Origin of the sequence: Arcicella lustrica, assembly GCF_034930985.1 — a bacterium.
Classification (GTDB): domain Bacteria; phylum Bacteroidota; class Bacteroidia; order Cytophagales; family Spirosomataceae; genus Arcicella; species Arcicella lustrica.
Map to the genome: position 1 here is coordinate 257,290 of NZ_JAYGIM010000005.1, position 19,783 is coordinate 277,072.

The following is a 19,783-nucleotide window of genomic DNA, read 5'->3' on the forward strand; positions in this document are numbered from 1 at the left end:
TTCCACAAATAACGGACTAAAGTATTTTATTCTTATTTGGCACTGTAGTTAGGTGCCTCTTTTGAAATGGTAATATCGTGTGGATGGCTCTCTCTTGAACCAGCCGCAGTAATTTTTACAAACTTCGCTTTTTGCATGGCTTCGATGTTTCCTGCTCCGCAGTAACCCATACCTGCTTTTAAGCCACCAACCATTTGGTAAATGATTTCAGCTACAGCACCTTTGAACGGTACACGACCAACGATACCTTCTGGTACTAATTTTTTAATGTCGTCTTCTGCATCTTGGAAGTAACGGTCTTTAGAACCATCTTCCATTGCTTCTACAGAACCCATACCACGATAAGTTTTGAATTTACGTCCTTCAAAAATAATCATTTCACCCGGTGCTTCGTCTGTACCAGCCAACATTGAACCAATCATAACAGTACTTGCACCGCCAGCGATTGCTTTTACAATATCACCTGAGAAACGAATTCCACCATCAGCAATAATCGGAACGCCTAAGTCTGCAACGGCTAAAGCGGCTTCGTAAACAGCCGTTAATTGTGGCATACCCACACCAGCAATGATACGAGTAGTACAAATACTTCCCGGACCAACACCTACTTTTACGGCATCAGCACCTGCTTCGGCTAAGGCTCTTGCACCTTCGCCAGTTGCTACGTTACCAACAATTACATCAAGATTTGGGAATTTTGCTTTTACTGATTTCAAAGCATCAATTACACCTTTTGAATGTCCGTGTGCAGTATCAATACTTACTACGTCAACACCAACTTTTACTAAAGCTTCTACTCTTTCTAATAAATCAGCAGTAACACCTACGGCAGCACCAACTCTTAAACGACCTAATGAATCTTTAGAAGCATTTGGATGACTTCTTCTTTTCAAAATATCTTTATAAGTAATCAAACCAATTAGCGTATCATTCTTATCAATAATTGGTAATTTTTCAATTTTATATTCTTGTAAAATGCTTTCTGCATCTTCAAGCGAAATACCTTCTTTGGCAGTAATAAGATTATTTTTGGTCATAATCTCAGTCACCAATTTGGTCAAATCTTTCTGAAAACGTAAGTCTCTATTAGTAAGAATACCAATAAGTTTTCCTGCATCGTTCACTACTGGAATACCTCCAATTTTGAAATCACGCATAATGCGGTGAGCATCTCCCAAGGTTTGTCCTTCAGTAAGTGTAATTGGGTCGATAATCATTCCTGATTCCGAACGTTTTACTTTTCTTACTTGAGCAGCCTGCTGGGCAATCGTCATATTTTTATGGATAATTCCGATACCACCTTCTTGAGCCATAGCAATAGCCAACTCAGCTTCGGTAACAGTATCCATCGCAGCAGAAACAATTGGAGTATTTAAAATAATGTTACGAGTAAGTTTTGATTTCGTACTTGTATCTCGTGGAAGGACTTCAGAATAAGCGGGAAGAAGAAGCACATCATCATATGTGAGGGCTTCAAAAAGGAACTTGGATGTATCTAACATGGCAAATATCGTTGATATTGTTATTTGCAAGACAAAGTTACTACCTTTTTTGTACTTTTAAAAGATTCATGAAAAAATTCTTATTAAATAATTGTAAAATTCTAATTCGATAAAATTCTTTATTAATTTTTATTATGCTCTACAAACGAAAACTTTAACTGAAGGAAAAAATGTAAGCTTCACTACTCCAGACTTTGCTATTGCAGATTGGTACTCAACTACATGCAGTTTTCTCAGCGTTAAAAAGCCATGAAGTAAATAAAATCTATACCGCATTGTAAGGTATTTAATTACTGAAATAAAAACGATAAAATACTTCAACAGTAAACAGATGCTTTCAAGGCATATTTTGCTGATTTAAATCAGTAAAGTATGATTAATCAGGACATATAGAAAAGCTTGTTTTTTTAATTTTGAGAAACCTTAATATTTTCAAAACCTTATGAAAAAAACACTCTTTATCTTTTTAATTATTATTGCCCAAAAATCTATTGCTCAAGATTTTAAACCTTACGAGCAGACCATTCCAAATACTTCAGTAAAATACAAAATGATGCCAATTCCCGCTGGGGAATTTATGTTAGGAAGTCCCGCTTCTGAACAAGGACATGAAGCCGACGAAAGCCCACAAGTAAAAGTAAAAATTGAACCTTTTTGGATGGGGGCTTATGAAGTTACTTATGATGAATATCAATTATTCTTTGAAGAAGAAAGAGACCCAGAACCTAGACCAGATGCTATTACTCGTCCCAGCCCTCCGTACATAGATTTCACTTTGGGTATGGGCAAAGTTGGTGGTTTTCCTGCTAATTCCATGCAACAATACGCCGCCTTGATGTATTGTAAATGGTTATATTACAAAACAGGAATTTTTCACAGATTGCCTACAGAAGCTGAATGGGAATATGCTTGTCGTGCAGGAAGTAACACCACATTTTTCTTTGGAAATGATGCTTCAAAAATGTCAGATTACGCTTGGTTTAAAAGTAATTCAGGAGATAAATATCATCATGTAGGCGAGAAAAAACCAAATGCTTGGGGTTTGTACGATATGCTTGGTAATGTAGCGGAATGGACTTTAGACCAATATGACGAAAACTTTTATCAGACCATAAAAGATGGTGAAACCAATCCTTATAATGTAAAATTAAAACGTTATCCAAGTACTGTAAAAGGGGGGAATTATCAAGATGAAGCCATTCAATTAAGAAGTGCTAATCGCCTGAAATCGGATGCAGTTTGGAATAGAAGAGATCCGCAGATTCCGAAAAGTAAATGGTGGAATGCCGATTCTCCCTTTGTAGGTTTCAGAATTATTCGTCCAGTAAAACAGCCAAACAAAGAAGAAGTTGAGGCTTTTTTTGAGAAAATGTTAAAATAGTAATAAGTTGTGAGCTATGAGCCGTAAGCTTTGAGTAATAAGCTATGAGAAATGAGCTTTGAGCTTCTTTCTTTTTTTATGAATATAAATTTAAAAACTCACAGCTCGTAGCTCAAGGCTCATAGCTCACAGCTTACCCAAAATAAACAATTAACTAAACAACTATGAACTTTAACAGAAGAGATTTCGTCAAAAGTACTTCTATCATCACAGGTGGAATACTTACTACTCCGTTTTTATCGGAGGCTTCTTTTTTCAACAGTAATTCTGATGATACTATCAAAGTAGCTTTAATTGGCTGTGGAGGTAGAGGAACAGGAGCAATTATTCAGGCATTAAGCACTAAGCAAAATGTGAAATTAGTAGCGATGGCTGATGCTTTCAAAGACCGTTTAGATGGTTGCTTCGAGCAAATCACTAGCGATGATTTTGCTCATTTAAAGGCTAAAATTGATGTACCAGCCGACCATAAATTTACTGGTTTTGATGCTTATCAAAAAGCGATTCCTATGGCAGATGTAGTGATTCTGACTACTCCTCCAGGTTTTCGACCAATTCATTTTGAAGCAGTAGTAAATGCAGGCAAGCACATTTTCATGGAAAAACCTGTGGCAACCGACCCCGCTGGAATTCAAAGAGTATTAGCCGCTGCCGAAAAGGCAAAAGCTAAAAAACTAAATGTTGTGGTTGGTTTGCAAAGACGTTACCAAAATTCATATCGTGAATTAATGAAACGTTATCAAGATGGGATGATTGGCGACATCGTTTCGGCTTCTGTTTGGTGGAATAATGATGGCGTTTGGACTAAACCAAGAGTGGCTGGACAAACTGAAATGGAGTACCAAATGCGCAACTGGTATTATTTTAACTGGCTTTGTGGCGACCATATTACAGAACAACATATTCATAATATCGACGTAATCAACTGGGCGAAAAATGGCTATCCTGTAAAAGCAAGAGGCACTGGCGGACGTGAAGTAAGAAAAGGAAAAGATACAGGAGAGATTTTTGACCACCATATTGTAGAATTTGAATATGCCGATGGAACGATTATGAATTCTCAATGCCGACACATTAAAGGTACTTGGGCTAAAGTAGATGAATTAGCGGTTGGAACAAAAGGGAAAATCCAGTTTGATGCTGCCAAAATCACCGACCACAAAGGAAAGCCTTTGTTCTCTTTTGATAAAAAGACGAAAGAAAATCAGCCTTACCAAACCGAACATGATGAATTATTTGCAGCCATCGCTAAAGGTGAATATAAATTTGCTGATGCAGAAAATGGTGCAAAGTCAACGATGACTTCTATTTTGGGAAGAATGGCAACCTACTCAGGACAAGTAATTGAATGGGACAAAGCCATCAATTCGGGCATTGATATTATGCCAAAAACCTTTGCCTGGGACGCAGATATGCCTCTTAAACCAGATGCCTACGGAAATTATCCAGTAGCAACTCCGGGAAAAACCAAGTATTTTTCATAAAAAACCAAAAGCAGTCCGAAATTAAATCGGACTGCTTTTTTATTGCTAATGCTTAACAACAACCACTTCCCGGTGTGCAACAAGACGCATTGGCTAAATCAGCTAAATTGATTTTTACTTTCTCTTTCTTCACGCCATCAGTGGTTGGTTTTTCAGCATAAACTGTTACGCTATAAATCCCAGTTCCAGATGCTAAAAAGGCTTTTAAAGCATCAATAGAAAGATATTCCATCAAAATATTGTCGGGTAAAAATATTGGTTTTTCTTTCTGAACGGTGATGTTTTCGAAACCAGCTTCTTTAATCAATTGAAGGTATTCAGATTTTTGAATCGCTCCCGACACACAGCCTGCGTACATTTCTGCAGCGGCTTTTAGCCCTTCTGGCAATTCGCCTTCTAAAACAATATCCGAAATACTAAAATGTCCGCTTGGTTTCAATACTCTAAAAATATCTTGAATAACATTTCTTTTGTTGGGTACTAAATTCAGCACACAATTACTTACAATTACATCGGCTACATTATCATTAACTGGCATATTTTCAATATCGCCTTCTCTGAATTCTACATTATTATAACCTAATTTTTCAGCATTTCTTCTGGCTTTATCAATCATGGCTTTTGTAAAATCAATCCCGATTACTTTACCTGTTACTCCTGTTTCAGCACGAGCGATAAAACAGTCATTTCCTGCACCAGAACCTAAATCAATAACAGTATCGCCTGCTTGAATATTTGCGAAAGCTGTTGGCAATCCACAACCTAAACTCAAATCTGCATCAGGGTTATAACCTTTTAAATGTTCGTAGCTTTCAGACATGATGGTATAAGTACCAGAAGGTCCAGCACCACAACAAGTTGAGGCATTATATTCGGCTGATTGAAGGGCGATTTCCCCATATTTTTCTTTAACAATGTCTTTTAAATTTTCTTCTTGCGTTTTCATAATAATCTTGTTTTTTATATGAAAGAACCCGAATCTTAAAAATGGACGCAGGTTTTTAAATATTTCTTTTGAAAAAATAACAAAAGCTCAACACTATCGTTATATTTATAAAAATTCTTGAAATAATAAAATATAATACTATGGATATTTTTCATTTCGATTACGATTTTCAGGAAAACTCTCAGGGAGCTGGCAACGATTTACAATTATTAGAGGAAAAATGGCTTGGCGATTCTTTAGTTGGCTATTTGGTAGAATCACAAACGCAAGACTGGCTTATTTCTCTGGTTTTTGTTTCAAGAGAAACACCTTTAAAATTCGTGATTAGAAAGTTAGAAAAAACGCCTTCACATGTAAAAATGGAGCAGTATCGTATTCTTTCTTCTAAAACTTCCAGACTTTTAAAACCATTTTATGAAGCTTCTTTGAATTAATTTTCGTCGAAAGTTAAGCACAAAGACATTCTCCTTTTTTGTTTCGTATTTCTATAATGTTTCCGTAAGCATCTACTTTTACGGGACAGCAATCCATGAGCTTTTGTTTCAATTGCTCTCTGCCACGTTGCACTCTTGATTTTGCTCCTGAAACTGAAATCCCTAATTTTTCAGCTAATTGTACTTGCGATAATCCTTCAATATCTACTAAACGAAGTGCCTCTTCGTACTTTGGATCAAGGTCTTGTCTAAAATGTTCAAGCCATTGGGCTACCATCGTGTTCAGTTCATTTTCGCTAAAATATGTTTGTTCTAAATTGTTTTGATAGACAGTATCTTCTTGCTCAAGTGCTCTTTTCTTTGAACGAAAGTAATTTAAAACTGTATTTCTGGCAATCTGAAAAACCCATCCAGCTAGGCGTTCTTCTTCACGCAATTCATGTAAATGTTGATGAATCTTTATAAATACTTCTTGCAGAAGGTCGTCGGTCACCTCAGCATTATGTGTTTGATTCCGAATAAACTCTTTGACAGGTTTACTGAAGTCTAACCAAATCTGATTAAATTTTATGGCTTTGGATGTGGATATTGCATTCATAAAACGAAGTTTTTCTGAAAGACGCCTTTTTATTGTAAAGGACGCAAAAAAGGCGAACATTTAGCAAACGTTCGCCTTTTTTTACTTATTGGGCATCTCAACTTCTGAAGATTAAATCTTTTAAACTTCAGTGCCTAATGCTTCCTCAATCATTTCTTCTTCCTGAAATAATCTGGCTTCCATTACTTCTGTGGCATTTACTTCAAAGAATTTCTTATGAATATTAAATGTTTCATCTCCACATTCAGCAGGCGAAGCACATTGTATAAAAGAACCATCTTCCTGCATGGTATAAGCATTGACATTGTCTTTCAAATTCCAATCTAAAATATGAATGGCTTGTTGTTTAACTTGTGTGCCATAAATTTCAAAAAGCGATTCAATTCTACGGTCAAAACTTCTTACCATTACATCGGCAGAACCGCCATAAACTTTAGGATCGCCATTGTTATGGAAATAATAAATACGAGTATGTTCCAAGAAATCTCCGACGATAGAACGTACTGTAATATTTTCAGATAAACCTTTTCTTTGCGGACGCAAACAACAGATTCCTCGAACAATCAATTGAATTTTTACACCTGCTTGTGAAGCTTTGTATAATTCATCAATCGTGATTTTATCTTGTAGCGAATTGATTTTAAAACAAATCCCACTTGGTAAACCAGCTCTGGCATTATCTGCTTCGTGCTGAATCATTTTTACCAAACTCTTACGCATATCACGTGGAGCGGTAATCAATCTTTGATATGAATGCGGTTGGGAATGTCCAGTAATTACGTTGAAAAACTCAGAAATATCTCTTGTCAATACTTCATCTGTCGTAAGCAAACCAATATCAGTATAAAGTTTAGCAGTATCTTCATTATAATTTCCAGAAGATAAATGAGCGTAGCTTTTCACCATATCTCCTTCATTTCTAATTACTTGAAGGAGTTTTGTATGAGTTTTCAATCCCGGAATTCCATAAATCACAAAACAGCCAGCTTTCTGTAAACGAAGTGCTTCACGAATATTATTTTCTTCATCGAAACGTGCTTTCACTTCAAACAATACCGAAACGTGTTTACCGTTTTCAGCTGCATGTAAAAGGGCTTCTGCAATGCGTGAATGTTTTGAAATTCTATAAAGTGTAATTTTAATCGCCAATACTTGTGGGTCTTCAGCTGCTTGTTCAAGCAATTGGAGTACTGGTTCAAAATTGTTGTAAGGATGATGCAGGAGTATATCTCCTTGTTTCATCGTTTCAAAAATATTTTCTGGTTTTTGTGTTAGCTGACCCAAGGCTGGCACTGATGCTCTTTGGGCAACTTGTTTTGATTTTAATTCTGCATGTTTGATAATTTGCCAGAATGCTGTAAAATCAATCAACGTATCGCTGAAAAAAATATCGTTTTTTTCAAGCTTCCAACGCTTCAACATCATCTGTAACATCCATTCCGAACAACCACCTTCCATTTCTATTCGGGTTACTCTTCCCAAACGACGGTCTTTGATTTTCTTCTTGATTTCGTCAATGAAATCTGTTTCAGAATCTTCATGCTCTACCAAATCAAAATCGCCATTTCTGGTAATTCTGAATAAAGCGACAGATTCAATTTCTACATTTTTATAGAGTTTCCAGATTTCATGACGAATGATTTCTTCGATGGGTAAAAACATGATTTCGTCTTCACGTTCTACCACATAAAAGCGTTTTAAGTTTTGTGGAATTTGTACAAAACTAATTTTTCTACTTTCGTTGATGTTACTTTCAGTACGTTCGCCTTCGCTTTTGGTGACAACCCCAAAAATCAAGGTTTTGCCCAATAAACTCGGGAAAGTATGCGTATGGTCGAAAACCATAGGCGTAAGCATTGGGTAAATGGTACGATTGAAATAATCAAGTACTTGTTCCATTTCCTCATGATTGAGGTCGTTCAAGCCGATTACTCTAAAGCCATTTCCTAAAAATTCTGGGAATAAATCTTCTTTATACAATCTTTGTGTTTCGGTCACAAAAGATTGTGTGGCAGCCATCAAAGTCTTTTTGAAAGGCAATTCTCTCAAACCTGAGTAATCTGTACGTTCTTTACCGTAGTCGATGTAGTTGTACAAAGAACCTACACGGATGGTAAAAAACTCATCAAGGTTTGATGCTGTAATGGCTAAAAACTTTAATCTATCGAAAATATTTCTGCGAACGTCTCTTGCTTGGTCAAGTACTCTTTCATCAAATTTTAACCAACTTAAATCACGGCTGATATAGTCAGACTTTTCAATGACGTCATACGATTTGTTAATGACTTTTTCAAGACGACGTTTCTCATCTGGCGTTTGCTTTGTATTCATAAAATTATTAAGAAAGGAAAAAAGATTCCCCACAAGAGAATCCTTTACTCTACTGCGTTTTTTGTATTTGGGAATCATTCCACTCATGTCTCAACAAAGTTAAATCTAATCAGAATATATCCTCTATTATAAAATCATTAAATTTTCAAACTCACTCTTTTTTGATTTGTACTTCATCAGCTACCAAATTAGCGAGTAATTGTTCTAGGTTTTTTAGTGTTTCAGGACTACCGTGATAGTCTGTAATCTTTAATTTTTTCGACTCATCGTTGAAAGCGATAATCGTAGTAGGTAAATCGCTAATATGGGCTTCATAACTACTTTTGAAGTTGAAAAAATTAGCTTCTCTGAATGTTTTCTTGAGTTGCGCCACTGTTCCTTTCTTCAGTTTTTTAGTATGTAAACCTATTGTTCCAACAAACCTCTCGCCTTCAAAAACTAAACTATCGTTTTCAAAGACATTCAACTTATATACGGGACAAGTACCGTAACAAGCTGTTTTCTCTAAAGTAAAAATAGTTTTGGCAAGGTTTTCCGCATTTTTTGCAGTTTGCTCCGAATTGGCATTTGCAAGTTTTCGGGTATTCTTACAAGCTCCTAAAAGCAAGATAGTTAGGCAAAAAAAACTGAAGTTTTTCATCGTTTCAAAAAATTATGATGTATAAATTTGAACGCTCCTTCTATTAAAAATATTATATAAAACCTTGCGATTTAGCTAATTTAAGGCTTTTCGCTATTTAATATATAATAGGATTAAAATATTTTTTGTTATTTTCGTATTCCAAAACACACAGCGTCACTGCCCACCAAAATTCCCTCTGAAAGTATAGTTGTTTAACCGAATTGACGGAAAATCAAAAACGGTTAAGAATTCATGTTGAGAATTTAGCATTACCTATCAATGAATCTTAAAAATTTAAGTGACGAGCAATTAGTTTCCCTGTACATCGACAATCAAAGTAATCTCTATTTTGAACAACTTTACGACCGTTATGCTGATAAAATTTATCGCAAATGCTTATCGTTCGTCAAAGACGAAGCTAAAGCTGAAGATTATACTCATGATATTTTCATGAAACTTGTGCTGAATATTGCTTCATTCAAGGAAACCGCCAAGTTTTCTACTTGGCTGTATGCTATTACTTATAATTACTGTATTGACCAAACAAGAATCACGAAAAGGTTTGCTGAAAACCCTATTGAAGAACATTTTGATGTAGTTGAAGATGATGATGAAACTGAATTAGCAGAAATGGAAGCCAATAGACTTCGCAAAGCTTTACAGCAAATTGTTCCTGAAGACAAAACCATTTTGATGATGAAGTATCAAGATGAAATGAGTATCAAAGAAATTTCTGGCAATTTAGATATTTCTGAAAGTGCTGTTAAAATGCGTTTGCTCAGAGCGAAAGACAAACTCAAAAAGGCATACTTAGAAAGTTTATTTTTCTGGGGAGTGATTATCACAAAAGCCATCCATGTTTTTTTTAATCATGAACAATAATTCATTTAAAAATATCGACACCGAAAAAAAAATACCTGCTCACGTAAAGTCTGCTCTGATAGCAGAAATCGAAACCATCAGAAATACTGCTGTTTTGGTAGAATTATTTGTAGGCAATTTCATCAACACTTTTAGCAAATCAATAGAAGATATACACATCAAAGAAAAAAATCCCAACGTTTGATTTTCTTTTTATTCATTTCAGAAAACAATTACCATTATGCCTAATATTCAAGAGATACTTTTTCAAACTTTTCAAAAGCTTTTAGAGCAGCTATTTTTATTTACTCCTAAAGTCCTTGGAGCAATCGTTTTGTTAATTATTGGTATTATTATCGCCAAAATAGTAACGAATATTTTACAGAAAGGTCTTGAAAAAACTGGATTTGATAAACTTGGCGACAAGCTGAATACCATCGAAATTATTCAGCGTTTTGGTTCAATTAAGCTAAGTAAGCTGGCCTCAAAAACGCTTTATTACTTTATTATGCTGGTATTTGTAACAGCAGCAACCGAAACGCTAGGCATGAAAGTACTGACAGACATGGTAACGTCGTTGGTCAATTTAATTCCTAAATTAATTGCTTCGGCATTGATGCTTTTAGCTGGAGTAATGATTGCCGATGCACTCAAGAATTCGGTCATTAATATTTGTAAATCCTTGAAAATAGATTCAGGGAAATTATTGGGAAACATTGTTTTCTTTTTCTTTTTGATTATCGCCCTGATTGCGGCTTTGAAGCAGGCTGGTATTGAAACGAGTTTGCTAGAATCTAGCTTTAATCTGATTATTGGTGGAATTATTTTAGCGTTTGCGGTAGGTTATGGCATGGCATCGAAAGATGTTTTAGCTAATATTCTTTCAAATTTCTATAGTAAAAACAAATTCAAAGAAGGACAAATTGTAGTGTTGGATGGTGTAAAAGGCGAAATCATTACGATTGATACCACTTCTATTACCTTAAAAACAGGCGAAAGCAATACCGTTTTTCCTTTAAGTATTTTACAAAATCAGAAAATAGAAATCATTACAGTAAACAATATTTGATAGAATTCTTTCCATACTGAAAAATCTCCAATGCTTCATTATTGAATATTTGGAGATTTTTTTATGCCTCAAATATGCTCGTATCTTCACATAAACCCTATAATTAAACATACAATCACACAGGTAATCAAGTTTTTTTGTGTTTTTGATGTACTTTTGCATCAGAACAATTATACCATTGCTTCTTTGTAGTTAAGCAATGGTTTTTTCAAGGCAAGTAAAAAGGAAATTTTAAGAGAAATCCTTACCCTAAAATAGCAAATTAATATTCAACAAATGGCTTTAGACCAAGAATCTGACAAAGAATTAGACGAAACAGAAGGTGAAGAAATGACCTTCCTTGACCACCTCGAAGAACTCCGCTGGCATATCTTACGTTCGGTAGCCTCTATTTTGATATTTACAATTATCGCATGGATTTTCCAAAAAGAAATCTTTGGAAAAGTAATTATGGGGCCTTCAAAATCTGAATTTTGGACGAACAGAATGCTTTGTAAACTAGCAGATGCTACGGGCGTAGAGGGATTGTGTTTTACACAAGCGAATTTTATTTTACAAAGTAGAGAAGTATCAGGTCAGTTTATGATGGCGCTTACGCAATCAATCCTTGTAGGTTTGTTGTTTTCTTTCCCTTATTTTTTCTGGGAAATTTGGCGCTTTGTAAAACCAGGCTTAAAACTTACAGAAGCAAAGGCGGCTCGTGGAGCAGTTTTCTGGGTTTCATTACTTTTCTTCATGGGTGTTTCATTTGGTTATTTTGTAGTTTCGCCAATGGCAATCAACTTTTTGGCAAGCTTTAAATTAGACGAATCTATCCAAAACCAATTCGATATTAGTGATTATATTTCATTACTTTCGATGATGACTTTGGCTTGCGGACTAACCTTCCAATTACCAATGATTACTTATGTACTTTCACGAGTTGGAGTACTTACGCCATCATTTATGCGAGAATATCGTCGTCATGCAGTTGTTGTGATTTTGATTGTTGCCGCAGTTATTACACCTTCTCCAGATATGATTTCTCAATTATTGGTCACTATTCCATTATTGGGTTTATATGAAGTAAGTATTCTAGTTTCGGCAAGAGTAAACCGCCAGCGTGAAGCAGAAATGTTGTAAGTGAAGTCTATGAGATTATGAGTTGATAAGTTTTTTGATAGCCTAAAACTTAAATATTCTTCAACATAAAATTTAATATTCTTAAAAGAAGCCTTTGCCTAAATCGAAGGCTTCTTTTAAATTATACCCATACCATGCTCAAGAAAGAACGTTATCAAAAGCTAATTGCTTATTTCACCGAAAACTTCCCGATTGCAGAAACGGAATTGCATTATCGCACGCCTTATGAATTATTGGTAGCGGTATCCTTATCAGCACAATGTACTGATAAGCGTGTGAACATGGTAACACCAGCTTTATTTGAACGTTTCCCCGATGCCTCATCACTCTCAAAAGCTGAGTTTGATGAGGTGTTTCATTATATCCGCTCGATTTCTTATCCTAACAATAAAGCCAAACACCTAATTGGCATGGCACAACGTTTGGTTTCAGTATATCATTCAGAAGTACCAAGCACTATTGAAGAATTGCAAACTTTGCCGGGTGTTGGTCGTAAAACTGCAAATGTAATTGTTTCGGTGATTTATAATCAGCCCGCAATGGCGGTGGATACACACGTTTTTAGAGTATCTCACAGGATTGGTTTAGTCGCCAAAACAGCAACTACTCCTTTAGCGGTTGAAAAGGAATTGATTAAATATATTCCAGAAGCATCAGTACCTGTGGCACATCACTGGTTAATTCTTCATGGACGATATATTTGCGTAGCAAGAAGTCCAAAATGTGGAGAATGTGCGTTGAAGCATCTTTGTAAATACTACGAAGCACTTGAAAAGAAGGTGATGAAAGAAAAGAGGAAGGAAAAGCTTTAAGCCTTGAGTTATGAGCTTTTTTTATTTTTATCAATCATAAAACATTTTCAAATCTTCAAATTCTCACATTTTCAAATTAGATAATCATGCAAGAATACATCCAACAAAACTGGTTAGAAGGCTTAGGGATACTCACAACATTAATTTGTGTGTGGTTGAATACTCGCCAAAATATTTGGGGCTGGTTTTGGGCAATTGTTTCTTCTGGAGTTTATGGCGTGATTTACTGGCAATTCAAATTGTATTCGGATATGGAATTGCAAGTTGTGTTTATCATTTTAAGTATTTATGGTTGGTATCAATGGCTTTTTGGAGGTAAAGAAAGAACAGAATTGCCCGTGACAGCAATGCCTACTAAATTTTGGGTTGCCTGTTCTGTGATTTTTTTAGCTTTCACATTGGCTTCTGGCTATATGCACAGTAAATACTCGGATGCTAGTTTGCCTTATGTAGATTCAGCACTGACGGCAATCAGTTTAATTGCCCAATGGATGATGGCAAGAAAATACCTCGAAAACTGGATTTTGTGGATTGGCGCAGACTTTTTTTATACAGGAATGTACTTATACAAAGGGCTTTACGGAACAAGTCTATTGTATTTACTTTTATTAGTTTTGGCAATGAAAGGTTATCAAGACTGGAAGAAAAGCCAAGGGTTAATGTTGGATTTGTGATTTGAGATTTCGGAAGAATATCCGAAATCTCAATGCTTTCACTCTATTCCACCACAACAACACCTCCACCTGAATAACTTCTGTACTCTCCACGATACATCGCATCTGCCGAAACTGGTCCCATTTGGAATTTACCTTTTGAAACAGCTCTTACCAAATAATAGAACGTTTGAGTTTTGTCGGAAACATTGGTGAAGAAATTGATTCTATCGTCTCTAATATCAAAATACTCTGGCGTACTTTGGTCTTTTATCCACACTAAATCTCTGTCAGCATTCAATCTTGGGTTTTCAATTTCCAAACCTGCTGGAAGCATATCTGTCACAACCACGTTATCCACATTCAAACCATTCGATATGGATAAAGTAATTTTTACCACAATCAATTGATTTTGTTTGAATTTAGCTTCGCCCAAAGGTTGTCCTGAACGAGTATAGAATTGCTTACGCACTCTCAAAATATTGTCCGTTTCTTCGTATTTGCCCGAAGCACTCAAACCTTCTGCCTGAGCGAAGTAATATAAACTCCCTTTTCCTTGTGTGCGAATCTGCGACTGAGTACCGATATTTTTGACCAATAAATCTTTTGTGGTAAAATTACCAACCACTTTTCCATTCGTAGTCAGCGAAGCCGTAATGTTACTTGCGTTGGCTTTTTTCGCCAATTTACCCAAAGCTAAAAAGGCAAAAGATTGCTCTTGCGTAGTTAGCCAACGTTCTTGTTTGAGTACTGTGGAAAGTTGTCTTGCCAAAGTAGGAATCTGAATATTATTCGGGTCGGTATCAATTAAAGTATTCAATACCAAAGCCTGATTTCTAATCGGCGAGCTGAAACTTCCGCCAGATTGCTTTTCGGTTTGTTCAAAAGCATAATTTTTCGGTAAAATGGCTGAGTAACTTCTTACATCACCAATCAAACTATAAGCGGCCGCTAATAAATACTTTTCATCAGTTGTTAAAATATTCGGATTGGCTTTATAATAATTCATTACCGAACGGTTGGGTTTGCCAGCTAAAGCCAAAACGTACAAACTATAAATGGTCTCTCGGCTTGCAATTACTTTGGTCGTAAAGCCACTTCCTTGATAATAATATTCATATTCGGTCTTTTTCGTGTTTGATTGATTGCTGAGGTATTCAATCAATTTGCCCAAAGTAGTATTATTTACTTCAAAATCATTCTTCTGAGCTTCCAACAAAAAGTGCGTGGCAAAAGCAGAACCCCACCAAGATTCACGCTCGCCACCTTGCCAGTAGGACATTCCTCCGCTTGGCAATTGCATCGTTTCTAATTTGCGAATGGCAGTTTCTACATTAAAGCGTGGATTCAACTGATTATCACCCGTTTTCATATAAGGCTTTTTGCCCGACTGAATTTGTTTTACTAAATCGGCAAAGTACAATTGTGGAAAAGCCGAAGCCGTAGTTTGTTCTACGCAACCATAAGGATAATCTAACAAACTTTGGAACTGATTGGTAAACTGCACCATTGGCGATTTACTCAACGTAATTTCTGAACTGATACTATTGGGTAAATAATCATGCACCAAATTTACCGTAGCTGTTCCGCCACCATTTACTTGTCCAGCAACAGCCGTTTTCATCAAAGAAGTACTTGGACGAATGGTTAAATCTATTTTTTCAGTAAACTTTTCTTTCAAACCATTCACCGTAACGTTTACTACGGCATTGCCCGTCATCGCTCCTGCTTTTACGGAAAAATAAGTTCTACCTTCTTTTTCTGCTGGAATAACCAAATTTTGCGTTCTTTGTCCCGTAACCATCAGTCCGCCCGATAAAGTAATATTGGCAATAACCGAAGCATTTTGTTTGGTAGTATTGGTGATATTTACGGGTACTTGTATTTCATCATTAGGCGAAACAAATCTTGGCAAAGCCGTACTTACTACCAATGGGTCGGCAACTTTCATGTTTTTGGTAGCCGAGCCAAATGCTTCGTCTTTGTAGCCAACTGCCATGATGCGTAAATCGCCAGAAAACTGTGGAATATCGACTTCAAAAGTAGTTTCTCCGCCAAAACCAGTTTTCACAATGCCCGACCAAATCGCTACTAATTTTACTCTGCCGTTGATTAATGGATTGACTCTTTTTTCCAAATCATAACCATCGCCACCTACCGACGAGCTTCCCGAAATAGATAATTCTGGAAAAAGGAAAGGATATAAATCAAAGCTGTTTACTTCTAAAGCCTGTTTTTGATAAAAATGCTTGTAAGGGTCGGGCGTTTTGAAATTCTTCAATTGCAAAATTCCTTCGTCCACTACCGCAATCGTTACTTCTGTATTAGCTTTGGTTTTAATGGTTATTTTTTGTTTGGTTTTTGAACGAGATTTTTCAACCGCCACAATTTCAATCGGTAATTGATTATCAAGTTCTTCTACCATGACTGGCGCATAACCATGTGCTACAGTCAGCGGTAAATTGGCATTATCCAAAGGACGAATCAACGTTGCCGAAACATACACATTTGGCAAATGTTCTTTCCGAATTGGGAAACTCAACTCTGCCGATTTTTTGTCGGTTTCAATCACAAAATTTTCTAACACGTGATTTCTTTCAATCGTAACAATCAATTTTCCAGCAAAAGGCGTTTTGAAGAGTACTTTGGCTTTGTCGCCTACATTGTACTTTTCTTTATCAAATTCCATTTCTACTTGCCCTTCGTTGTTTACTTCAAAAGAACTGTTTTGAGTACTGCCAAAACCATAAGCATAAAAACTTTGTGCCGTCCAAGATTTTGCACCTTCGCTATGTACTCTTACTTCGTATTCACCTGAAACTGGCGGAGCATAAGCCACAGAAGTTTTACCATTTTCAAAAGATAAAGCCCTTGAATAGACAACTTTCGTCTGTTTTTTAGAAGAATATTTTAAGGTATTATTCGGATTTTTCTGAATAACAGTTTGGTATTCAAAACGAACAATTTCTACTTTACCATTTGCATTTGCAAGTTTCCCATCCTTATTCAAAGCTACCAAAGGAATTTGTACGGGTACATTGGTACTGATATAAGTATCGGGCATTCCGATACCATAAAATACTGGTTGTGTAAAAACATCAACCTTTTTGAGTCTGTTTACTGGACGACCCGTTTCATCAAAAACTGTTACAAAAGTTTTAGCTTCCAACACACCCATGTTGCTATAAGTAGCAGGAATTAGGAAGTTTTCTTTTGCCATACCATTGGCATCGGTTACACCTTCCCTTTGAATGGCTTCAAAATTCGTATTGTCTTGAATATCAAAAATATAGTTTTTAAATGCCTTGGCTTCAAAACGTTTTCTTTTCAGCTCAATTTCCATTTCGTAATTTCTATTTGAAGCAGGTGGTCCAAATAAATTCTGTGCTGTAGCTCCAATTTGAATGGTTTCGCCATTGCGATAAAACTCTTTGTTGGCTTTTACATCAACCTTAATTCTATCAGGCATAAATTCTTCAATCGCAATATTTCTGGAAGCCAACAAAACATCGTTGGCGTTCAGTACTTCAAGAACGTAAGTACCAGTAATCGAAGAAGTACTTGTTGGAATTGATAAAGCGACAGCTCCTTGTGGATTAGTTTCTTTTCTAAAGGTTTTGAATTCTCGTCCGTTAGGTAACAAAAGACGAATTTTCACAGGAATTTCTCCAACCGATTCCCAGTTTTGCTTGCGAATAACGGTATTCATATTAATAGTTTCGCCAGGACGATAAATATCACGGTCGCCATACAAAAAGGCCTCAAAACCAGAAGTATTATCACGTTTGCCTTCTACATCAAAACGAGAGGTTTCTACTTGAGAACCATCCATCAATAAGTAATTGAAATCGTCGGCAGTATGGGCAGAAATCATCGCTACTTTAAAGCCAGAAGCTTTTAAATCTTTGAAAGTAACAATGCCTTTTGAATCTGTTTTGGCAGTTTGAATGGTTTGATTATTACTTGAAACCAAACGGATTTCTACATCACGCATGGGGTCAGCCGTTTTGATAGAATTAGCAAAAACGACTACTTCGTTTTCAGAAGTTTTCATGATTAAACCAATGTCTGAAATACTCACCAATTTGGTGGCACTGTTGTAATATTCGTCACTTGAATTCAAACTGACTAAGTAAATACCTTTGATATTATTCTGTTCTGGCAAAGATAAATTCAAGGCACGCACACCTTTTACTTTGCTCAGGTTAGAAGTCTCAACCGTTTTATTAACAATCACATCCGAATATTGCCCCGATTCATCGGTGTCATACATAAACGAACCTGCTTTGTATTCGCCCGTTTCTTCATTGTAGTCGTTATAATCCTGATACCGCCCATTCTTCATAAAATGCAAAATGTTATTTTCATAAACCTTCGCAATTCTTACATTCACTTTGGGTGTATTAACGATATTTACGGCAATATTTTTATTCCCTTTTGACGATAAGTAAATGGCTTTCTTATTCACAAAACCAATAGAAGCAGGCATTTGTCCGAAGTATAAATCTTTGATATAATCTTCTGACAAAGTTGCGCCCATTACACCTTTGATGTTTTTATTAATCGTTAGAATATAATTATCACTTTCATTAAAATCTCCACGAATAATAAAACCATTGTCTATCGTTTCGACTTTGGTATTCATTGTCAGGTTCGTCTTTTCAGGTATTTTTACTTCAATATTTTTCTCGATAGGATTTCCCGTAGAATCGTATTCTATCACCGCTTCTTCTACTGCTTCTTGCTGTTTTGTTCCTCCATCGGCTTCAATAGCATACATATTTTGTAAAAACTCAGTCGGCACACTTTGGTTGGTAATTACTTTTATATAACCTTGATTACTCTCGAAACCATGCTGAATATCAATAATTTCTAACGTTTTTATATCGGGCAAAGTAGTTTCTAAGCTTAATTCTTCTGGTGTTTCAAAGTTAGAATTAGGCATCGAAAGCCCTTTTTCAATCGTTACTTTAAACGACTTTCCACTGGCATTACTTTGATTTTTCAGCTTCACCAACACATTCGCCAAAGCACCCGATTGTGTGATTTGAAACTCTTGTTGCTTGCCGTCTTCATCCGTCAAAACCAATACTTTTGCCAATTCTTGTGGATTGACAGGATAATTGAAATTCACTTTCAACATCGCTGTAGCCTGTCCGTCCTCTCTTGATTTTGTCCAGAAAGATTCTATATTTTCTACTTTCAAATAAGGCGTATGAAACTTGATTTTATCGACATCCAAACCCAAATCTTTTTCAGCTTTTGCCAGAATAGTTTTCAAGACTGTTGCCGAGTAATCGGTAGCAGGTTCAAAACCAACAGCTGGCGAAAACACCAATTCGTTGGTGGCAGTCCACTTAAATTTACCTTCTACTTTGGGCGAAAATTCAATCAACGGTTCCGACGACCAAGTATTCAAATCAGCTTCTTTCACCAAATCCTTACTGAAAGTAAACACAAGGTTTTGCGTAGGCTGTACCTCATCTTCAAAATTCATATTTCGGATAGAAACATCTCCAAATTTTGAACAAGAAAACAAGAAAAAGAAAGAAATGAGCAGGAAGTAGATACCCGATTTTGGGCTAAAAAAAGAGGTTTTCATAGAGCTTTGAGTCGATTTAGCAAATCGAAAAACAGAATTAAATGGGTTTGTAAAAATCTGCTGAGAAGTTCAGAAAAGTTTAATTGATTTTCAATTTTTTAGGCATAAATCTTTATGTAAAATTAGTAAACGGTAAATTGAAGGTAGAAAGCCAATTAAAATTTTGAAAGAAGGTTTTTAATTGGCATTTCTTTCATTATTTATTGGAACGAAACAATTGACGGAATAATTATAGGAAATTCAATATGGGAGTGTTCACAGAACTGTGTCATTTGATTTATTGAGTTAGGGGGCTAGCCCCCTAACTCAATAAATCAACTTGTGAAATTCTATCATCAAATGTAATCATTAATTCTGCAAGGATGT

Annotated in this window: 15 protein-coding genes; 9 read left to right on the top strand and 6 right to left on the bottom strand. The window is 35.9% G+C overall.

The genetic code is table 11. The annotated features are described in order from the left end of the window. Positions 1–32 precede the first annotated feature (32 nt). Entirely contained in the window at positions 33–1,502 is a 1,470-nt protein-coding gene (guaB, locus tag VB798_RS07870) for an IMP dehydrogenase (protein WP_323257678.1), read from the bottom strand. Between the two features lie 442 nt (positions 1,503–1,944). Here guaB and VB798_RS07875 point away from each other — a divergent pair, with 442 nt between their 5' ends. Further along, on the top strand, positions 1,945–2,883 hold the full coding sequence (locus VB798_RS07875; protein ID WP_323257680.1) for a formylglycine-generating enzyme family protein: 939 nt from the start codon (positions 1,945–1,947) through the stop codon (positions 2,881–2,883). Between the two features lie 164 nt (positions 2,884–3,047). Next, on the top strand, positions 3,048–4,367 hold the full coding sequence (locus VB798_RS07880; protein ID WP_323257681.1) for a Gfo/Idh/MocA family protein: 1,320 nt from the start codon (positions 3,048–3,050) through the stop codon (positions 4,365–4,367). 52 nt (positions 4,368–4,419) lie between these two features. Here the strand turns inward: VB798_RS07880 and VB798_RS07885 are convergent, their stop codons facing one another. Then, positions 4,420–5,313, bottom strand: coding sequence for an arsenite methyltransferase (locus tag VB798_RS07885; RefSeq protein WP_323257683.1), 894 nt, complete (start codon positions 5,311–5,313; stop codon positions 4,420–4,422). Between the two features lie 140 nt (positions 5,314–5,453). Here VB798_RS07885 and VB798_RS07890 point away from each other — a divergent pair, with 140 nt between their 5' ends. After that, positions 5,454–5,747: a hypothetical protein gene (locus VB798_RS07890; protein WP_323257685.1), complete on the top strand. Its 294-nt coding sequence runs from the start codon at positions 5,454–5,456 to the stop codon at positions 5,745–5,747. Positions 5,748–5,760: 13 nt separating this feature from the next. Here VB798_RS07890 and sigZ read toward each other — a convergent pair whose 3' ends face one another. The 3 genes from sigZ to VB798_RS07905 form a co-directional block, all read right to left on the bottom strand. Continuing rightward, positions 5,761–6,345, bottom strand: a complete 585-nt coding sequence (sigZ, locus tag VB798_RS07895) for an RNA polymerase sigma factor SigZ (RefSeq protein WP_323257687.1) — start codon at positions 6,343–6,345, stop codon at positions 5,761–5,763. A 120-nt stretch (positions 6,346–6,465) separates the two neighbouring features. After that, on the bottom strand, positions 6,466–8,676 hold the full coding sequence (gene ppk1 / locus VB798_RS07900; protein ID WP_323257689.1) for a polyphosphate kinase 1: 2,211 nt from the start codon (positions 8,674–8,676) through the stop codon (positions 6,466–6,468). A gap of 151 nt (positions 8,677–8,827) precedes the next feature. Then, positions 8,828–9,316: a DUF6438 domain-containing protein gene (locus VB798_RS07905; RefSeq protein WP_323257691.1), complete on the bottom strand. Its 489-nt coding sequence runs from the start codon at positions 9,314–9,316 to the stop codon at positions 8,828–8,830. Positions 9,317–9,577: 261 nt separating this feature from the next. Between VB798_RS07905 and VB798_RS07910 the strand changes: the two genes are divergently transcribed. The 6 genes from VB798_RS07910 to pnuC all read left to right on the top strand — a co-directional run bounded on the left by VB798_RS07910 (position 9,578) and on the right by pnuC (position 13,836). After that, on the top strand, positions 9,578–10,180 hold the full coding sequence (locus VB798_RS07910) for an RNA polymerase sigma factor (protein WP_323257693.1): 603 nt from the start codon (positions 9,578–9,580) through the stop codon (positions 10,178–10,180). Beyond that, positions 10,170–10,364, top strand: coding sequence for a hypothetical protein (locus VB798_RS07915; RefSeq protein WP_323257695.1), 195 nt, complete (start codon positions 10,170–10,172; stop codon positions 10,362–10,364). The genes VB798_RS07910 and VB798_RS07915 overlap by 11 nt, the downstream gene beginning before the upstream one ends. Positions 10,365–10,400: 36 nt before the next feature. Beyond that, positions 10,401–11,228 (top strand): mechanosensitive ion channel family protein, encoded by an 828-nt coding sequence (locus VB798_RS07920; RefSeq protein ID WP_323257697.1) that lies wholly within the window; start codon positions 10,401–10,403, stop codon positions 11,226–11,228. 276 nt (positions 11,229–11,504) lie between these two features. Next, entirely contained in the window at positions 11,505–12,350 is an 846-nt protein-coding gene (gene tatC, locus VB798_RS07925) for a twin-arginine translocase subunit TatC (RefSeq protein WP_323257699.1), read from the top strand. Between the two features lie 134 nt (positions 12,351–12,484). Next, positions 12,485–13,162: an endonuclease III gene (nth, locus tag VB798_RS07930; protein WP_323257700.1), complete on the top strand. Its 678-nt coding sequence runs from the start codon at positions 12,485–12,487 to the stop codon at positions 13,160–13,162. A gap of 86 nt (positions 13,163–13,248) precedes the next feature. Next, complete coding sequence (gene pnuC, locus VB798_RS07935) at positions 13,249–13,836, top strand: nicotinamide riboside transporter PnuC (RefSeq protein ID WP_323257701.1); 588 nt, start codon at positions 13,249–13,251, stop codon at positions 13,834–13,836. A 43-nt stretch (positions 13,837–13,879) separates the two neighbouring features. On the opposite strand, the gene VB798_RS07940 is transcribed toward pnuC, so the two are convergent. Continuing rightward, positions 13,880–19,417, bottom strand: coding sequence for an alpha-2-macroglobulin family protein (locus VB798_RS07940; protein WP_323257703.1), 5,538 nt, complete (start codon positions 19,415–19,417; stop codon positions 13,880–13,882). Between the last annotated feature and the right edge of the window lie 366 nt (positions 19,418–19,783).

Bases quoted from the DNA above. Each gene is read 5' to 3' on its own strand.
- nth (WP_323257700.1), top strand. From the start codon at position 12,485: ATGCTCAAGAAAGAACGTTATCAAAAGCTAATTGCTTATTTCACCGAA.
- VB798_RS07940 (WP_323257703.1), bottom strand. From the start codon at position 19,417: ATGAAAACCTCTTTTTTTAGCCCAAAATCGGGTATCTACTTCCTGCTC.
- tatC (WP_323257699.1), top strand. From the start codon at position 11,505: ATGGCTTTAGACCAAGAATCTGACAAAGAATTAGACGAAACAGAAGGT.
- VB798_RS07905 (WP_323257691.1), bottom strand. From the start codon at position 9,316: ATGAAAAACTTCAGTTTTTTTTGCCTAACTATCTTGCTTTTAGGAGCT.
- VB798_RS07880 (WP_323257681.1), top strand. From the start codon at position 3,048: ATGAACTTTAACAGAAGAGATTTCGTCAAAAGTACTTCTATCATCACA.
- ppk1 (WP_323257689.1), bottom strand. From the start codon at position 8,676: ATGAATACAAAGCAAACGCCAGATGAGAAACGTCGTCTTGAAAAAGTC.
- VB798_RS07875 (WP_323257680.1), top strand. From the start codon at position 1,945: ATGAAAAAAACACTCTTTATCTTTTTAATTATTATTGCCCAAAAATCT.
- VB798_RS07915 (WP_323257695.1), top strand. From the start codon at position 10,170: ATGAACAATAATTCATTTAAAAATATCGACACCGAAAAAAAAATACCT.
- guaB (WP_323257678.1), bottom strand. From the start codon at position 1,502: ATGTTAGATACATCCAAGTTCCTTTTTGAAGCCCTCACATATGATGAT.
- VB798_RS07890 (WP_323257685.1), top strand. From the start codon at position 5,454: ATGGATATTTTTCATTTCGATTACGATTTTCAGGAAAACTCTCAGGGA.
- VB798_RS07885 (WP_323257683.1), bottom strand. From the start codon at position 5,313: ATGAAAACGCAAGAAGAAAATTTAAAAGACATTGTTAAAGAAAAATAT.
- pnuC (WP_323257701.1), top strand. From the start codon at position 13,249: ATGCAAGAATACATCCAACAAAACTGGTTAGAAGGCTTAGGGATACTC.
- VB798_RS07920 (WP_323257697.1), top strand. From the start codon at position 10,401: ATGCCTAATATTCAAGAGATACTTTTTCAAACTTTTCAAAAGCTTTTA.
- sigZ (WP_323257687.1), bottom strand. From the start codon at position 6,345: ATGAATGCAATATCCACATCCAAAGCCATAAAATTTAATCAGATTTGG.
- VB798_RS07910 (WP_323257693.1), top strand. From the start codon at position 9,578: ATGAATCTTAAAAATTTAAGTGACGAGCAATTAGTTTCCCTGTACATC.